The sequence below is a fragment of the Helicobacter pylori genome (assembly GCF_003638305.1).
In the GTDB taxonomy this organism is placed as follows: Bacteria; Campylobacterota; Campylobacteria; order Campylobacterales; family Helicobacteraceae; genus Helicobacter; species Helicobacter pylori_DJ.
Genome location: NZ_MVYP01000004.1, coordinates 80,235 through 96,011, shown reverse-complemented (window position 1 = coordinate 96,011; position 15,777 = coordinate 80,235). Strand labels below are relative to the sequence as shown.

Here is a 15,777-nt window from a genome sequence, read left to right as displayed (position 1 = left end):
CTAAATATATGATTTTGATTAACGAGAATTATATTAGCTTAAGAATGTTAATGAAAACGCATTGATTTTTTATAAAAATCTAAAAAGTGATATTTTCTAAAAGCTCAAATTTACCATTTTTCACAATAAGGGCGTCAATGCAAAAATCGCTATTGGGATCTTTTTGAGACAAATAACAGCGGATCGTTTTAATCATCTTTTTTAATTTGCTCGGCGTGATCGCATAAATGGGATCAAAATTTTCCCCGCTTTTGACTTCAATGAAATGCAAAACCCCTTTTTTCAAAGCGATAATATCAATTTCACCAAATTGTGAAAAAAAGTTCCTCTCCACCATTTCAAAACCCAACGATTTTAAAAATCCGCAAGCTTCTTCTTCAGCCTTTAAGCCCTTTTCTCTATGTTTGTTATTCAAAAAACGCATTCAATTTTCCAAACGAATCATTTTAGGGGTATCCAACACGCTTTGTAAATTTTCAAGCTCTTTAAGGGCGTTCAGCATAGATTTTTCGTTGGTGGTGTGCGTGGAAAATAAGATTTTAGCCTTGTTGGATTGCGGGATTTCTTTTTGCAAAACATTGTTGAGTGAAATATCATTTTGGGCTAAAATCGCGCTGATTTGAGAAAAAACCCCTTTTTCATCGCTCACTAACAAGCGCGCATAATAAGCGCATTGGATTTCTTCTTTAGGTTTTAGGGGGAGTTTTTGAGGGGTTTCAAAGCCTAGCATTAGAGAGCTTTTTTTCCTTGCGATTTCTATAATATCGCTAATGACCGCGCTTGCGGTAGGCTCTCCTCCAGCCCCAGCCCCATAATACAAAGTCTCGCCCACCTTATCCCCTATAACGCTGATAGCGTTCATCACCCCATCCACTTTAGAGAGCATGCACTCGTTTTTAATCATGCTTGGATGCACCCTTAATTCAATGCAATCTTGGTGTTTTTTAGCGATGCCTAAAAGTTTGATGCTATAACCAAACTCTTTTGCAAATTCCATGTCGTCTGGCTCTATCTTTTCAATGCCTTCAATCAAAATTTCTTCTAATTTCGCATCAATGCCATACGCTAAAGACGCTAAAATCAATAATTTGTGTGCCGCATCAATGCCCTTAATGTCAAATTCAGGGTTCAATTCCGCATAGCCTAAATGCTGCGCGTCTTTCAAAGCGTCCTTAAAGCTCGCTTGATTTTTAAACATCTGGCTTAAAATGTAATTGCTCGTGCCGTTTAAAATCCCTTTAAAAGAAAGGATATGATTAGCGCTCAAGCCGTCTTTTAAAGCCTTGATAATAGGGATACCCCCACACACGCTCGCTTCAAAGCCTATGGGGGTGTTTTTAGCGGTTTGCTCTAATTCATAGCGGTGGTACGCTAACATGGCTTTATTGGCTGTAACGAAGGCTTTTTGTTTGGCTAAAGTTTTTTTAGCTAAAAGATAAGGCGCTTCAACCCCACCCATAAGCTCCACAACAATATCAATTTCTTCATCTTCTATCAAGCTCTCTAAATCATTACTGATTTCAAAAGCATAGCCTTTGTGCTTTTTCACGTCTCGCACCACCGCTTTTTTAATCACAATTCCCACACCGGCTCTGTCTTTAATGATTTCTTGATTTTCTTGTAAGATTTTAGCGACCGCGCTCCCCACACACCCTAAACCCACAAGCCCTATATTCAATCTTTTTTTCATGTTTTTTCCTTTAGATTCGTTTTTTTAAAACGGCGTTTTTTTCCTGCTCGCTCGCTTTTTCTATCGCTTCAAAACTCCCAAAATAATCCAACAATTTTTTCACGCTGGCTTCTCCTATGCCCTTTTCTTTTAAAAGAGCGATTTGTTTCATGTTTTTAAGTTTAGTGGATCTATGGAAGTTTATCGCATACCGGTGGCTTTCATCGCGCAATTTTTGCACCCATTGCAAGCGTTTGTCGCTAGGGAGCAATTTAAAAGTGTTGCTAGGCGTATGGATAATGTCTTTAGCGCCCCCTTTAGAACGATAAGCTTTAGAATCCTTTTTTTCTTTAGAAATAGCGATCACTTCTACAAAACTCCCGCTGCTTTTTAAAATTTCTAAAGCGATGTTTAATTGCGCCCTCCCTCCATCAATCACCCACAAATTAGGCGGTGGTTCTTTAGCAAAGTCTAAAGCCCTTCTGGTGAGCAATTCGCTCATTTGAGCGTATTCGTTAGAGCCTTTTAGATGGTAGCGCCGATAAGAGTTTTTTTGAAATGCATTGTTTTCATACACGACCATTCCCCCCACGCATTGGCTGTTTGAATGGTGGCTTGTGTCAAAGATTTCCACCCTATAAGGCACGCACTCTAAATTGAAAAGCGATCGCGCTTCTTCTAAAATCCGATCTTCATTAGAGGTTTTTTCTTGGCTAAAAATCTCTTGAGCGTTTTTCATAGCGATTTCTATTAAAGCGAGCTTATCGCCCTTTTTAGGGATATTAAGAGCGATTTTTTTAGAATATTGATGAGAGATAAATTCTTGCAATTCTTTAAGCACTTCATTAGAGCAAGCGTTTAATAGAATTTGTTCAGGCATCAAAGGCAAATGCGATTGGTAATGATTGATAATGGCTTGTTTCATCGCCTCATCAGTGTCAAACCCATTGAGGGAGTGGATTTTTTCAAACGCTGAAGAAATGATTTTACCCCCACGCATGAACATTTTCACTAATACCGCCTTATTGTTCCCACCATAAAAAGCAAAAATATCCAAATCATAGAGTTTGGCCAAATCCATGCAAGTGAAAGGGGCGATTTTTTGGATTTTTGCAATCCTATCTCTATAAATTAGGGCTTCTTCAAAACGCAAGTTACTAGAAAGGCGCTCCATTTTCAATTCAAGCTCTTTGATGAGCCTGTCTTTATTTTCAATCATTTCTAAACATTCTTTAGCGATTTTTAAATACTCTTCTTTGGTGATTTTATCCTCGCATGGGGCTTTGCAACGCTCTATTTGATAAAACATGCATGCCTTTTTATCCTTGATGCAATTTTTCTTTTGAACTAACGGGAGCAATTCATACAAGCTGTCCAAAATATCCTTAGCCCCGCTCGTAAAAGGGCCAAAATATTTAACGCCAGGCTGTTTTAAAATTTTTCGTGTGATTAAAGGGATAGGGAAATCAATAGAAAAATCCATGTAAATATAAGGGTAAGTTTTATCGTCTCTTAAAAGAATGTTGTATTTAGGCTTGAGCTGCTTGATTAAAGAATTTTCCAAAATCAAAGCGTCTTGCTCGTTTTCCACTAAAATGGTTTCTAAAAAAGCGATTTGTTTGACCATCATTTGGATGCGTAAGCTTGCGCGATGATTAGGCGTGATTTCATTATTACGGACAGAAAAATAGCTTTTGATGCGCTTTTTTAAATTTTTCGCCTTACCGATATAGAGTAATTGGCGGTTTTTATCAAAATATTGATACACGCCACTGCTATTAGAAAGGTTTTTCAAACTGGACAATAAATCAGCCATTCACTTCTCAAAAAGACTGCGTTGGTAGTGGATCAAAGCGCGCGCTTTTTCAAAACATTCATGTAAACGAGCGTCTTTAATGGGGTTATGGAACAACCCTAAAGCGCTAGGGCGATAAAATCGGGCTTGTTTTTTAATGGGGGCATAAAAATTGGCTTTTTCTAAGGAATCTTTAGGCACATAACCTAAAATTTCTAACCCATTCAACCCGTCAAACCCATAAGCATGCCCTTGCGTGTTTAAAAAATGGCTGATTTCTTTAGCGAATCGCTGGTTAAATTCCTTAGAAGCCCAAAGATCTTTAAACGCAAAAAGCAATTTAGAATCTTTTATGAAGATAAAAAGCAAATTTTCTTGTAAACTTAAAGGCATAAAAACCTTAAGCTTTTTGAGTTTCAAAAGAGTTTCAAGCTTTTTATAAGACTTTTTTTGAATGAGTAAGGAGAAAATATTTTGTTCCATAAACTGATCTTAACATGCTTTTTAACGCTTGTGGCAATAACGATTCAAGCTTGCGGCTATAAAGCCCCCCCATTCAATGAAAAACCCGCTAAAAAAACTTCAAACAGCTCTAATTCTTCTATGCAAACGCCCGCTAATAACACCACGCCAGAATTTTTAAACGAGCCTTAAAATCATTGCTCTTATTTAAGGGCTTTGATTTCTAGGGTTTTTGTGGCCAACTTTTGCGCCTCTTTCTCATCATGCGTTACCATAATGAAAGTAGCGCAAGAATTTTGGTGTATTTCTTTGATGAGATCCTGTAAATTCTTACGATTGGAACTATCTAAAGCGCTAAAAGGCTCGTCTAATAAAATGAGTTCTGGCTTGTGGATAATCCCCCTAATAATGCCCACTCTTTGGGCTTGCCCCCCACTCAATTCATTAGGGAATTTATCCATAAGGCTCTCGTCTAACCCCATTTTTAACGCTAAGGCTTTGGCTTCTTTTTGAGCGGCTTGTTTGTTTATGCCTTGTAAATTAAGGCAAAAGGTCATGTTTTGTAGAGCGTTTAAATGAGAGAATAAGGAATTGCCTTGAGCGATATAGCCTATTTTTTGGCGTAAAAAAGCGTTGTTTGAAAGGGTCTCATTAAAGATTTTAACGCTCCCAAGATTAGGTTTTAAAAGCCCTAAAATCAAGCCTAAAAGCGTGCTTTTACCGCTCCCGCTCTCCCCTAAAACGCATAAAAAATCCCCTTTTTCAATGCTTAAATTAAAATCCTTAAAAATAGCGCGATTGTGGTAGTTAAAAGACACATTCTCTATTGTAACGATTTCTTTCATGCTTATAACCCTATGCTTTCTAAAAAATCTTTAGCGACTATTTGGGGGCTTTTTTTCAACACTTCCACCTGATAGTTTAAATCCTGCATTTTCTCATCGTTAATTTTTGAATCCAATTTTTCTAAGATTTCTAGTGCTTCAGGATACTTTTTTATAGTTTCTTTTCTTATAACGATACCGGCCTGATAATTAGGGAAAAACCCTTTATCGTCCTTAAGCACCTTTAAATCCAGCTCTTTGATTTGAGCGTCTGTGGTGAAGACATCTAAAGCGTTGATTTTATGGGATTCAAAACTTTTATAACGCAAATTAATATCCATTTCATGCAAACTTCTAAAATGAAAGCGATAAGCTTTGATTAAGCCCTTAAAAGCGTCCTCTCTTTCAAAAAAGTCAAACTCCGCGCCAAAATCAAAATTGGGGCTATGAAAGGCTAAATCGCTGAAAGTTTCAATCGCGTATTTTTGAGCGTCTTCTTTAGAAATCGCTAAAGAATAGGTGTTGTTAAAGCCCAAAAGCCCCACCCATAAAAGATTAAATTCCTTCTCATAACGCTTTTTAATCGTTTCAAAATCCACTTTTTGAGTCAAAGGGTTTTTGAGCGTGTTCACCCAAGCGGTGCCGGTATATTCCACATACAAATCAAAATCGCCCCTAATTAATGCCGGATGGATATTCATCGTCCCCCCACCAATACCAAACGCTCGCTTGATAGGGATATGGTGTTTTTCTAACAAAAGGCTTAAAATCTCGCCCAAAATATACTGCTCGCTGTTAGGTTTTGTCGCCACGACCAAGGGCTTTTCTTCTATGGCGTTTCTAGGAATGAGCCATAAAGCACTCGCTAGCAATAAAAAAAGAAACACCGCTAAATTAGTATAAACTCTTCTTTTTTGTTTTTGGGTGGCGTTTTGAGAAAATAGGCGTTGCAAGGCGTTTTCATGCTGGAACACACTCACAAATTGATCCGCTAAAACGCTAAAAAGAGCAATGATCAAACTACCCGCCACTAAAAGCGTGGTATTTTGCGTGTTTAGCCCTCTAAAAATCGCCTGACCTAAGCCCCCAGCCCCAATGAGCGCCCCAATCCCAGCCATCGCCACTAACATCACCACCGCAATCCTTAAGCCCACTAAAATTTGGGGGATAGCGAGCAAGAATCGCACCCTAAAAAACAACTCTTTGGGATTGCACCCTAGCCCAATAGCGGCCTTAATCACCTCTTCTCGCGCTTCTTTTAAAGCGTTATAAGTGCTATGGACAATGGGCAATAAGCCGTATAAGACCAACACTAAAAGCGCGTTTTTTAACCCCACCCCAATCAAAGGAATGAATAACGCGAATAACGCAAGCGATGGGATGGTGTAGAGGAAATTCACCACAGGGAGCAAAAACGCCCTAGCCTTTGAGTTATAAAACACAAAAACCCCGATCAAAACCCCAAACACCAGCACGAGAAGACTGGAAAGCGCAACGATGATAAAATGTTGCGCGATCAAATCTATAAAATAAATGAAGCGATCATGAAATTCTTTTATCAAATATTTTACCACGCTTATTTTTAACGCCATAGCAATTAAATGCTGCGTAATTACATCTATAGAATGGAGCAACCATTCATGCAATTCTTTGATCCATTGTTTAAAAACGCCCATGCCTAGCATTATAACCAAACTTATTTGATATAAAAAGGTTTTAAAACGCTAAAGGCATTCTTTAATGTTGGTTGTAGGTTAAAACTGAAAGGTGCGTTTGCCTAAATTAGTGCTCACTTCTATCCATAGCGGTTGGTTTTCGCATAAAATTTCATAGGCTACGCTTTGATTCCTCACTAAAGAAACGCTTTTAGGCGTGGGGTAGAGCGAGCAAGAACGCCCCTGATTGATGTCAATTTTTAAAATAACCACGCTCTCCACTACAGCGCTCACTTTCAAATAATACGACTCCCTAGCCCCTTGCCATTCTAAATAGGGCGTTTCTTGGGGGACAATCTCTAACGCTACTAAAGGGCTTTGAGCCAGTTTCAAGCGCGTTTTTTGCTCCTGCTCTTTTAGTTCTTGTTCTCTGTTGATCCCCTTATCAATCAAATCAAAAAGGTTTGAAGAAGCGTCCTTTTCTCTAGCAATAAGGCTCGCTAACAACAAAAAGATTAAAAGATAATTTTTATTCATGCGATTCATTCTTGTTGTTTGTGGGGATTGAATTCTTCATCTAAAATAGAATGGATCTTACTCAAATCGTTCGCATCGGTTGAAAAAAAGATTTCCACACGATTGTTTTTCATTCTGTTTTCTAGGGAATCATTAGGCGCGATAGGGTTGGTAGAGCCATAAGAAGAAAAAGACAATTGGTTAGGATCCACGCCGTATTGTATAAGGACTTTCATCACCCTATAAGCGCGATTGGCGGCTAATTCATAGTGGCTTTTAAAACGGGTTTTATTTAAAGGCGTATTATCCGTAAAACCTCTCACATTGATATGCACTCTTTTAGGGAGTTTTTGAATGATTTTAGCGATCCGTTCAAGATAAAGCATCATGTCTTGATTGATGGCATCTGATGTAGCGTTTTCAAATAATAAACTAGAGGGGAGCTTTAAAATAGAGCCTTGATCAATTTGCTCTAAAACACTGCCTTCGCCTTTGCGAGCGATAGTGGCTTTTGTTTCGGTATTTTGCGAAGCCGGCTTGGAGCTTTCGCTCGCCATTTGCTCTTCTTCTTTCCCTGAATCAGGGGGGATCACTACAACCGGCTGCATCGCCTCTGGCTTGGGAGCGTAATTAAAAATCTTAATAAATTCGGTTTTTAAGGCTTCCACTTTGGATTTATTGACCGCTGAAATGGCATAAAGAGCGATAAAAAGCGCGAGCAACAACGACAAAAAGTCCGCATAAGGAACCGCCCATTTTTCGCCGGCGGGGCATTCGGTGGGTTTGTTTTTCTTAGCCATGTTTATCCCTCAAATTGAGATTTTTTAGGCTCACCGGGAGCGATGTAGTTTAAGAGTTTGTTTTCTAGATCCCTTGGGTTTTCCCCATTAGCGATACCTAAAATCCCCTCTAAAAGAACGGTTTTTTCTTTGATAATGTCTTTAGATTTAGCCTTGAGCTTATGCCCAAAAGGGCCAAAAATCGCATAAGAACACATAATCCCTGTAACAGTGGCCGTAAAAGCCCCAGCGATCCCTGCTGCCATTTCAGCCGGGTTGTCTAGTTTTTGCAAGGCTAACATAAGCCCCATAACCGCCCCCACTAACCCCATAGTAGGAGCGGTCTCACCGGCAGTCTCCCAATAATGAGCGGCACCGTGGTAATACTCTTCCATTTCTTCAATGCTGATTTCTAAACTTTCCTTAACGGATTTTAAATCCTTGCCATCTATGATCATAGACAAGCCATTACGGGTGAAATCGTCTTCAATTTGCGCCACTCGCCCCTCCAAACTCAACACCCCATCTTTTCTGGCTAAAGTGGCTAATTCCACTAAATTTTTAATAGTTTCGTTTAAATTGATTTTAGGGTTTAAAAAAACAATTTTTATCTCTTTGTAAGCGGCTTTCACGTAACGAGCATGCGTGCCTGTCATGGCGGCAAAAAGCGAAGTAGGCACGATGATAATGACTGAACTCAAATGGATAATGTGCAACGGGTTGCCATCTTCTAAAATATCGCCTAACGAAATAGAAGCGACCGCCAATACCAAGCCTAGTATGGTTGATAAATCCAAAACTTACCCCTTAATCTAAATTTCATAATCTTGTAAATGCGTGATTTTATGCGTGCCACAAACCCTACATTCAGGGTTTTTGGGTGCTTGAATTTTTTTAAAATCCATCGTTTTAATATCGGCTATAAGTAAAGTATTTATAAGTAAAGTTTCAAACCCTAAAAAATATTTAAGGCATTCGCTCGCTTGGATACACCCTAAAACCCCAGGTAAGACCCCAAAAAGCCCTGAAAGTGGATTTAATCCTTTTTTAGGGGGCTTATCAAAAACACACGCTAAGCATGCACTATTAGGCAAAACGCTCATGCTTTGCCCCCTATATTTTAAAACCCCGGCATGCGAATAGGGTTTTTGGGCTAACACGCAAGCGTCATTGATCAAAAATTTAGCGTTAAAATTGTCTGTAGCGTCTATGATAAAATCATAAGGCTCTATGAGAGGAAGAGCGTTATGGGCCTTAAAGCGTTCTTCAAAGGTTTCTACTTCAATACCAGCATTGAGTTGTTTTAAGCGGGCTTTCGCGCTAGAGGCTTTAGGTTGGTTTAAAAAATCCTGTGAATGGATGATTTGGCGTTGCAAATTACTCATACCCACCACATCAAAATCCACAATGCCTATTTTTCCTATCCCAGCGGCGCACAAATACATCAAAACCGCTGATCCAAGCCCTCCGGCTCCAATGACTAAAACGCTAGATTTTAAAAGCTTCAATTGGCCTTCTTCGCCCACATCTTCTAGCATGATATGGCGCAAATAACGCTCTTTGTCTAGCCGGCTTAGCAATTAAGCCATCCTTGAAACCCAAATTTTAGAATGCTCTCTTTCGGCAAAAAAACTTGTTTTATCCCCATGCCCTGGATAAATCTCTATGTCTTTAGGGAAATCCAAACTTTGAAACCTTAACAGGGACTCTTTCATGTCTTTTTCATTAGAATAAGGGAAATCATAACGGCCAATGCTGCGATAAAAAATAAAATCCCCGCTAAAAATCACCCCTTCTATTTCTATGATAGAACAACCGGGTGTGTGTCCGGGAAAATGCCAGTATTTAATGGTAGTGTTTGCTATCTCTAAAGTCGTGCAACCCTTATTGCAAGGCACGCTAAATGTGGGGCTAAAAACCGGCATGCCTAAATGGAAAATATCATTTTCTAGCATAAAAACATCGTCTTTTGGGGCGTAAATGGGGGTGTCTTTAAGGGCTTTGGACAATTGAGCACTATCCCATACATGATCATAATGCCCATGCGTGATTAAAATCGCCTTAGGGTTTTTGGCGTTTTCTAACACCCATTCGTTGCTAGAAAATCCGGGATCAATAATAAAATCCACCCCACTAGAAAGCTTCACAATATAAGCGTTTTCTTCCACCGCCCCGCACTCTCGCCTTAAAATTTCCACACTACTAACTCCCTACTAAATTAGCTTAAAAAGTCTTTATTATTGAATATCATAGCGCAAAAATAAGGCGATTTTGACTAGAATAGCGGTCTCTTATTGTTGGTTGAGATGAGTTTGAATGAAAGGAAAATCGTGCGATCGTTTGGGAATTACATGCAAGAGTGGCTTTATGGCGAAAAAGGGTATTACAGAAAGGCGCTAATCGGTCCAAAAGGGGATTTTTACACTTCGGTGTCTTTGAGTAAGTTTTTTGGGGGCGCTATTGCGTTTTATATCATCAAGCTTTTAGAAGAAGAAAAATTATTTTTGCCTTTAAAAATTGTAGAAATTGGCTCTCATCATGGGCATTTTTTGAGCGATATAGCCAGTTTTTTAAACGCTTTGAGCGTGGGTGTAATGGAAAAATGCGAGTTTGTCAGCTGTGAGCCTTTAAAGGAGTTGCAAAAACTCCAACGAACCATTTTCAAACAAGCCACGCAATTGGATTTGACGATCTGCGATCTGAAAGATCTAGATTTCAAGGGGCATGAAAGCGCGTTTGTTGTCTCTAATGAATTGTTTGACGCGTTCGCTTGCGAGATTGTTAAAGATGACAAAATGCTTTTCATCACCCATGATCATCAGGGCGTTTGGGGCGGTATTGATGAACCCACTAAAGAACTTCTTAAAAATTTGAATTTAAAACAAGGGTGCGCGCCGTTGTTTTTAGAGGCTTTTATTAAGGGTTTGTTAGAAAAATTGAATGAGACTTCTTCTTGGGTGTTTTTGAGCTTTGATTATGGCGATGAAACAGAGAGGAAAGACATGCATTTAAGGGCTTTTAAAAACCACCAAGTGCTGGATTTTAAGGATATTTTAAACCATCTAGCTTCTTTGTATCAGCAAAGCGATTTGACTTATGATGTCAATTTTTCTTTGGTGCGCTTTTTGTTTGAAAAACACCACGCACAATTTTCATTTTTTAAATTGCAGGCTAACGCTTTGCTGGATATGGGGCTTATGGAATTGTTAGAAACATTTTCAAAGAGCGTTGGTTATGAAAGGTATTTAAAAGAAGCGGCTAAAATCAAGCCCCTAATTAGCCCTGGGGGTTTGGGGGAGCGTTTCAAAGCGTTAGAATTTGTGAAAAAAAATAAAATGTAAATTAAAAGCATTTTGACAATCTAATAATAATTAATAAAATAAAGAGTTTGCGTATTTTTAAAGGGGGAAAGGTAAGAGCGTCAGGACATTTTAATGAAAAAGTTGATTAAAATGCTAAGTTATAGTAAAGAAGGAAGGAATATAATACGCCCTTCGCTCTTACCTTAAGTGGCATTATACCAAAAAAAAAGATGTTATTTGAGCTTTATTTTTAACATTCTGTTTTTCTTTTTTATAAAATGAAACACTTTTTAAGTTTATTTATTTATTTAATATTGGTGTTTAAAAGAAAGAATCGCTATAATTTTGAAACAATTTAAGCCTATTGATGGAGTAAAGGGGTTTTTTGAAAATTTTTCTTTCTTGTAAGTCTTTGTTGAGCCAAAAGAGTTTGGAATTTTACTTGAGCGATTGCCTTTCTCCTATAGAAGTTTGCGACTTTGTTTTAAGCGATGATGAAACGCTAGAGATTAATAAGCCCCTATGCTTTATAGAAGAACGCTTAAGAAAGCCTTTCACCAAACAGAGCGTGAGAGAAGATATCAAAAATTTTTATCGCGCTTTAAAGACGAGCGAAAAACCTTGCGAAGAAATCCAATTTTCTAAAGAGCAAAAGATTCAGCAATTACTAGAAGAATACACCCAAAAATTATGCCAAATCATCAGCCAGTAAAAAAATTTAAGATTATTGGGGGGGCTTGTAAGGGATTGGGCTTGAATTTGCCTAACATTTCTAGCACGCGCCCCACCAAAGCGATCGTAAGAGAGTCGTTTTTTAACACCTTGCAAGCAGAGATTATAGGAGCGCATTTTATAGAAGTGTTTTCAGGCAGTGCTTCTATGGGTTTAGAAGCTTTGAGTAGGGGGGCTAAAAGCGCGGTGTTTTTTGAGCAAAATAAAAGCGCTTATGCCACGCTTTTAGAAAATATCGCCCTCTTTAAAAACCGCCTGAAAAAAGAAATGGAAATTCAAACTTTTTTAGATGACGCTTTCAAGCTTTTACCCGCGCTGAGTTTAAAAAATGGCGTTTTGAATATTGTTTATTTGGATCCTCCTTTTGAAACAAGCGGGTTTTTAGGGATTTATGAAAAATGTTTTCACGCTTTAGAAAGGTTATTAAAACGCTTTAATCCAAAAAATCTTTTAGTGGTTTTTGAGCATGAAAGCCTGCATGAGATGCCTAAAAATCTTGTAACTTTAGCTATAATCAAACAGAAAAAATTCGGGAAAACCACTTTAACTTATTTTCAATAGGAATAGGCATGGCAGAAGAACAAGAAAATACCGCGCAACAACCCCAAAAAAAAAGCAAAGCCCTTTTATTTGTCATTATTGGAAGCGTGTTAGTGATGCTTTTGTTGGTGGGGGTGATTATCATGTTGCTTATGGGGAATAAGGAAGAATCTAAAGAAAACGCTTCTAAAAACACCCAAGAAGTTCAAGCTAATCCTATGGCGAATAAAAATCAAGAAGCCAAAGAAGGCTCTAATATCCAACAATATTTGGTGCTTGGGCCTTTGTATGCGATTGATGCGCCTTTTGCGGTGAATTTAGTCTCTCAAAATGGCAGACGCTACCTTAAGGCTTCTATTTCGTTAGAATTGAGTAATGAAAAGCTTTTGAATGAAGTCAAGGTTAAAGACACAGCGATTAAAGACACGATTATAGAGATTCTATCGTCTAAAAGCGTGGAAGAAGTGGTTACCAACAAAGGCAAAAACAAGCTTAAAGATGAAATTAAGAGCCATTTGAATTCGTTTTTGATTGATGGCTTTATTAAAAATGTCTTTTTCACTGATTTTATCATCCAATAATTTTAAATGATTGGCATAGATATTGTCTCTATTGCTAGGATAGAAAAGGTTGTGAAACGCTTTAAAATGAAATTTTTAGAGCGTTTTTTATCGCCAAGCGAGATTGTTTTATGCAAGGATAAATTTAGCAGTATCGCCGGGTTTTTCGCGCTTAAAGAGGCTTGCTCTAAAGCCCTTCAAGTAGGCATTGGTAAGGAATTGAGCTTTTTGGATATGCGTATTTCTAAAAGCCCTAAAAACGCCCCCTTAATCACCCTTTCTAAAGAAAAGATGGACTATTTTAACATCCAAAGCTTGAGCGCGAGCATCAGCCATGACGCTGGTTTTGCGATAGCGGTTGTGATGGTTTCTTCGTCAAATAGATAAATAACGCATTCTAAAACCCCCTAACATTCTGTTTTAAAAAACACTAAAAACCTTTTTCAAATCGTTTTGATAACAAATTGTAAATTAAAAAAATCAAACTTCAAAATTTAAGTTAACTATAATAATTATTTTTGTAATATGCATCGGTTTGAATTAAATAAGAAAGGTTATCATAATGAATGGTTATTTGAGGGTAAAAACCCCGTATTTTTTAGCGTTGGGCGTTTTGACTTTTTTATCTTTTAATTCTTTTGTAGGTGCGAAAGATAAGCACCATTTTTTAAAAAAAGTTACAACTACCGAGCAAAAATTCAATCCAAGCGCCCCGCTTTCATGGCAAAGCGAAGAGGTGCGCAATTCCACAAGCTCTCGCACGGTGATTTCCAACAAAGAACTCAAAAAAACGGGTAATTTGAATATTGAAAACGCTTTGCAAAATGTGCCAGGGATTCAAATCAGAGACGCTACAGGCACAGGCGTACTGCCTAAAATTTCGGTGCGCGGTTTTGGTGGGGGCGGTAACGGGCATAGCAATACAGGCATGATTTTAGTCAATGGTATCCCCATTTATGGTGCGCCGTATTCCAATATTGAGCTGGCGATTTTCCCTGTTACTTTCCAGTCAGTGGATAGGATTGATGTGATTAAGGGGGGAACGAGCGTCCAATACGGCCCTAACACTTTTGGAGGCGTGGTGAATATCATCACCAAAGAAATCCCTAAAGAGTGGGAAAATCAAGCGGCTGAAAGGATCACTTTTTGGGGGCGCTCCTCTAATGGGAATTTTGTCGATCCCAAAGAAAAAGGCAAGCCCTTAGCCCAAACTTTAGGAAACCAAATGCTGTTTAACACTTATGGGCGAACGGCCGGGATGTTGGGTAAATATATAGGCATTAGCATGCAAGGCAATTGGATTAATGGGCAAGGTTTCAGGCAAAACAGCCCCACAAAGGTGCAAAACTACTTGTTGGATGCGATTTATAAGATTAATGCGACCAATACTTTTAAAGCTTATTACCAGTATTATCAATACAACTCTTACCATCCAGGCACTTTGAGCGCGCAAGATTACGCCTATAACCGCTTTATTAATGAGCGCCCTGACAATCAAGATGGAGGGCGGGCCAAACGCTTTGGGATCGTATATCAAAACTACTTTGGCGATCCGGATAGGAAAGTGGGGGGCGATTTTAAATTCACTTATTTCACGCATGACATGAGCAGGGATTTTGGGTTCTCCAACCAATACCAAAGCGTGTATATGAGCAGTCAAAACAAGATTTTACCCTTTAAAGGCAAGGGAGAAATTAGCGCGAAAAACCCTAATTGCGGTTTGTATTCTTATAGCGACACGAATAGCCCTTGCTGGCAGTTTTTTGACAATATCCGCCGTTTCGTGGTGAATGCTTTTGAACCAAAACTCAATCTCGTTGTCAATACTGGTAAAGTCAAACAAACTTTTAACATGGGAATGCGCTTTTTAACTGAAGATTTATACCGCCGATCCACCACCAGGAAAAACCCTAGCGTGCCTAATAATGGGAGTGGTTTTGATGCAGGAACTTCACTCAATAATTTCAACAATTATACCGCTGTGTATGCCAGCGATGAAATCAATTTCAATAACGGCATGCTAACGATCACGCCGGGCTTGAGATACACTTTTTTAAATTACGAAAAAAAAGACGCTCCCCCTTTTAAAGCAGGTCAAACAGGAAAAACCATTAAAGATCGTTATAACCAATTAAATCCGGCAGTCAATGTCGGCTATAAACCCATTAAGGATTGGTTGTTTTATTTCAACTATCAAAGGAGTTATATCCCGCCCCAATTCAGCAATATCGGTAGTTTTACAGGCACAAGCACGGATTATTTTCAAATCTTTAATGTCATGGAAGGCGGCTCAAGATATTATTTTAACAACCAAGTGAGTTTTAATGCGAATTATTTTGTGATTTTTGCGAATAATTATTTTACCGGACGCTATGGGGATAACAGAGAGCCGGTCAATGCGAGGTCGTAAGGCGTGGAGCTGGAACTCTACTACACGCCTATTAGAGGGCTTAATTTCCATGCGGCTTATACTTTCATAGACGCTAATATCACAAGCCACACGATGGTTACTAACCCTGCTAATCCTAAAGGGCCTAAAAAAGATATTTTTGGCAAAAAACTCCCTTTTGTAAGCCCGCACCAATTCATTTTAGACGCGAGTTACACTTACGCCAAAACCACGATTGGGTTGAGCTCTTTCTTTTATAGCCGCGCTTATACAGATGTGTTAAACACCGTGCCTTTCATTCAATACGCACCCACGATTAAAAATGGGGCCATTACCACCAAAACAGCGGGCATGACGCCGTGGTATTGGGTGTGGAATTTGCAAATTTCTAGCGCTTTGTGGGAACGCAAAAATCAAAGCGTTCATGCGAGCTTGCAAATCAATAACATTTTTAACATGAAATATTGGTTTAGCGGGATAGGCACTAGCCCTAACGGGAAAGAAGCTGCGCCTCCTAGAAGCATCACAGCGTATGTGAGCTATAATTTTTAAGG

At 38.7% G+C, this 15,777-nt stretch carries 17 protein-coding genes and 1 pseudogene; 7 read left to right on the top strand and 11 right to left on the bottom strand.

What is annotated here, in order from left to right:
* Nucleotides 1-79 precede the first annotated feature (79 nt).
* From EAL04_RS02905 to EAL04_RS02890, 4 genes are read right to left on the bottom strand one after another with little or no spacing between them, the layout of a single operon-like run.
* The gene (locus EAL04_RS02905; protein WP_001211699.1) at nt 80-424 is read right to left on the bottom strand and encodes a YraN family protein; all 345 of its coding nucleotides are present in this window, start codon (nt 422-424) and stop codon (nt 80-82) included.
* Nucleotides 425-1,690 (bottom strand): homoserine dehydrogenase, encoded by a 1,266-nt coding sequence (locus EAL04_RS02900; protein ID WP_120973164.1) that lies wholly within the window; start codon nt 1,688-1,690, stop codon nt 425-427.
* A 10-nt stretch (nt 1,691-1,700) separates the two neighbouring features.
* Nucleotides 1,701-3,485: an excinuclease ABC subunit UvrC gene (gene uvrC, locus EAL04_RS02895; protein WP_120973162.1), complete on the bottom strand. Its 1,785-nt coding sequence runs from the start codon at nt 3,483-3,485 to the stop codon at nt 1,701-1,703.
* Complete coding sequence (locus EAL04_RS02890; RefSeq protein ID WP_120973160.1) at nt 3,486-3,947, bottom strand: hypothetical protein; 462 nt, start codon at nt 3,945-3,947, stop codon at nt 3,486-3,488.
* Here EAL04_RS02890 and EAL04_RS02885 point away from each other — a divergent pair.
* On the top strand, nt 3,939-4,118 hold the full coding sequence (locus tag EAL04_RS02885) for a hypothetical protein (protein ID WP_039082895.1): 180 nt from the start codon (nt 3,939-3,941) through the stop codon (nt 4,116-4,118). The two genes, EAL04_RS02890 and EAL04_RS02885, sit on opposite strands and share 9 nt — an antisense overlap.
* 11 nt (nt 4,119-4,129) lie before the next feature.
* Here EAL04_RS02885 and egtV read toward each other — a convergent pair whose 3' ends face one another.
* From egtV to EAL04_RS02850, 7 genes are all read right to left on the bottom strand, one after another.
* Nucleotides 4,130-4,771: an ergothioneine transport ATP-binding protein EgtV gene (gene egtV, locus EAL04_RS02880; protein WP_120973158.1), complete on the bottom strand. Its 642-nt coding sequence runs from the start codon at nt 4,769-4,771 to the stop codon at nt 4,130-4,132.
* Nucleotides 4,772-4,773: 2 nt separating this feature from the next.
* A complete protein-coding gene (gene egtU / locus EAL04_RS02875) occupies nt 4,774-6,435 on the bottom strand; it encodes an ergothioneine transport permease/ergothioneine binding protein EgtU (protein ID WP_120973156.1) in 1,662 nt (553 codons plus the stop codon).
* 69 nt (nt 6,436-6,504) lie between these two features.
* Complete coding sequence (locus EAL04_RS02870) at nt 6,505-6,951, bottom strand: hypothetical protein (protein ID WP_001081239.1); 447 nt, start codon at nt 6,949-6,951, stop codon at nt 6,505-6,507.
* Nucleotides 6,948-7,721 (bottom strand): flagellar motor protein MotB, encoded by a 774-nt coding sequence (gene motB, locus EAL04_RS02865; protein ID WP_001085334.1) that lies wholly within the window; start codon nt 7,719-7,721, stop codon nt 6,948-6,950. The genes EAL04_RS02870 and motB overlap by 4 nt, the downstream gene beginning before the upstream one ends.
* 2 nt (nt 7,722-7,723) lie before the next feature.
* A complete protein-coding gene (gene motA, locus EAL04_RS02860) occupies nt 7,724-8,497 on the bottom strand; it encodes a flagellar motor stator protein MotA (RefSeq protein ID WP_000366185.1) in 774 nt (257 codons plus the stop codon).
* Between the two features lie 15 nt (nt 8,498-8,512).
* On the bottom strand, nt 8,513-9,280 hold the full coding sequence (locus tag EAL04_RS02855) for a HesA/MoeB/ThiF family protein (protein ID WP_120973154.1): 768 nt from the start codon (nt 9,278-9,280) through the stop codon (nt 8,513-8,515).
* Nucleotides 9,281-9,898, bottom strand: coding sequence for an MBL fold metallo-hydrolase (locus EAL04_RS02850; protein WP_120973152.1), 618 nt, complete (start codon nt 9,896-9,898; stop codon nt 9,281-9,283). It abuts the gene before it with no gap.
* A gap of 108 nt (nt 9,899-10,006) precedes the next feature.
* Here EAL04_RS02850 and EAL04_RS02845 point away from each other — a divergent pair, with 108 nt between their 5' ends.
* The 6 genes and pseudogenes from EAL04_RS02845 (at nt 10,007) to EAL04_RS02820 (ending at nt 15,775) form a co-directional block, all read left to right on the top strand.
* Complete coding sequence (locus tag EAL04_RS02845) at nt 10,007-11,041, top strand: class I SAM-dependent methyltransferase (RefSeq protein ID WP_162982471.1); 1,035 nt, start codon at nt 10,007-10,009, stop codon at nt 11,039-11,041.
* 346 nt (nt 11,042-11,387) lie between these two features.
* Nucleotides 11,388-11,714 carry a dihydroneopterin aldolase gene (locus tag EAL04_RS02840; protein WP_120973150.1) on the top strand — a complete coding sequence of 109 codons (327 nt, stop codon included), beginning with the start codon at nt 11,388-11,390 and terminating at the stop codon, nt 11,712-11,714.
* Nucleotides 11,693-12,295: a 16S rRNA (guanine(966)-N(2))-methyltransferase RsmD gene (gene rsmD, locus EAL04_RS02835; RefSeq protein WP_120973148.1), complete on the top strand. Its 603-nt coding sequence runs from the start codon at nt 11,693-11,695 to the stop codon at nt 12,293-12,295. Before EAL04_RS02840 ends, rsmD begins: the two co-directional genes overlap by 22 nt.
* Nucleotides 12,296-12,303: 8 nt before the next feature.
* Nucleotides 12,304-12,855: a flagellar basal body-associated protein FliL gene (gene fliL, locus EAL04_RS02830; protein WP_000797032.1), complete on the top strand. Its 552-nt coding sequence runs from the start codon at nt 12,304-12,306 to the stop codon at nt 12,853-12,855.
* A 6-nt stretch (nt 12,856-12,861) separates the two neighbouring features.
* Nucleotides 12,862-13,221 (top strand): holo-ACP synthase, encoded by a 360-nt coding sequence (gene acpS / locus EAL04_RS02825; RefSeq protein WP_120973147.1) that lies wholly within the window; start codon nt 12,862-12,864, stop codon nt 13,219-13,221.
* Between the two features lie 175 nt (nt 13,222-13,396).
* Nucleotides 13,397-15,775 (top strand): annotated as a pseudogene (locus tag EAL04_RS02820) (TonB-dependent receptor family protein).
* Nucleotides 15,776-15,777 lie beyond the last annotated feature (2 nt).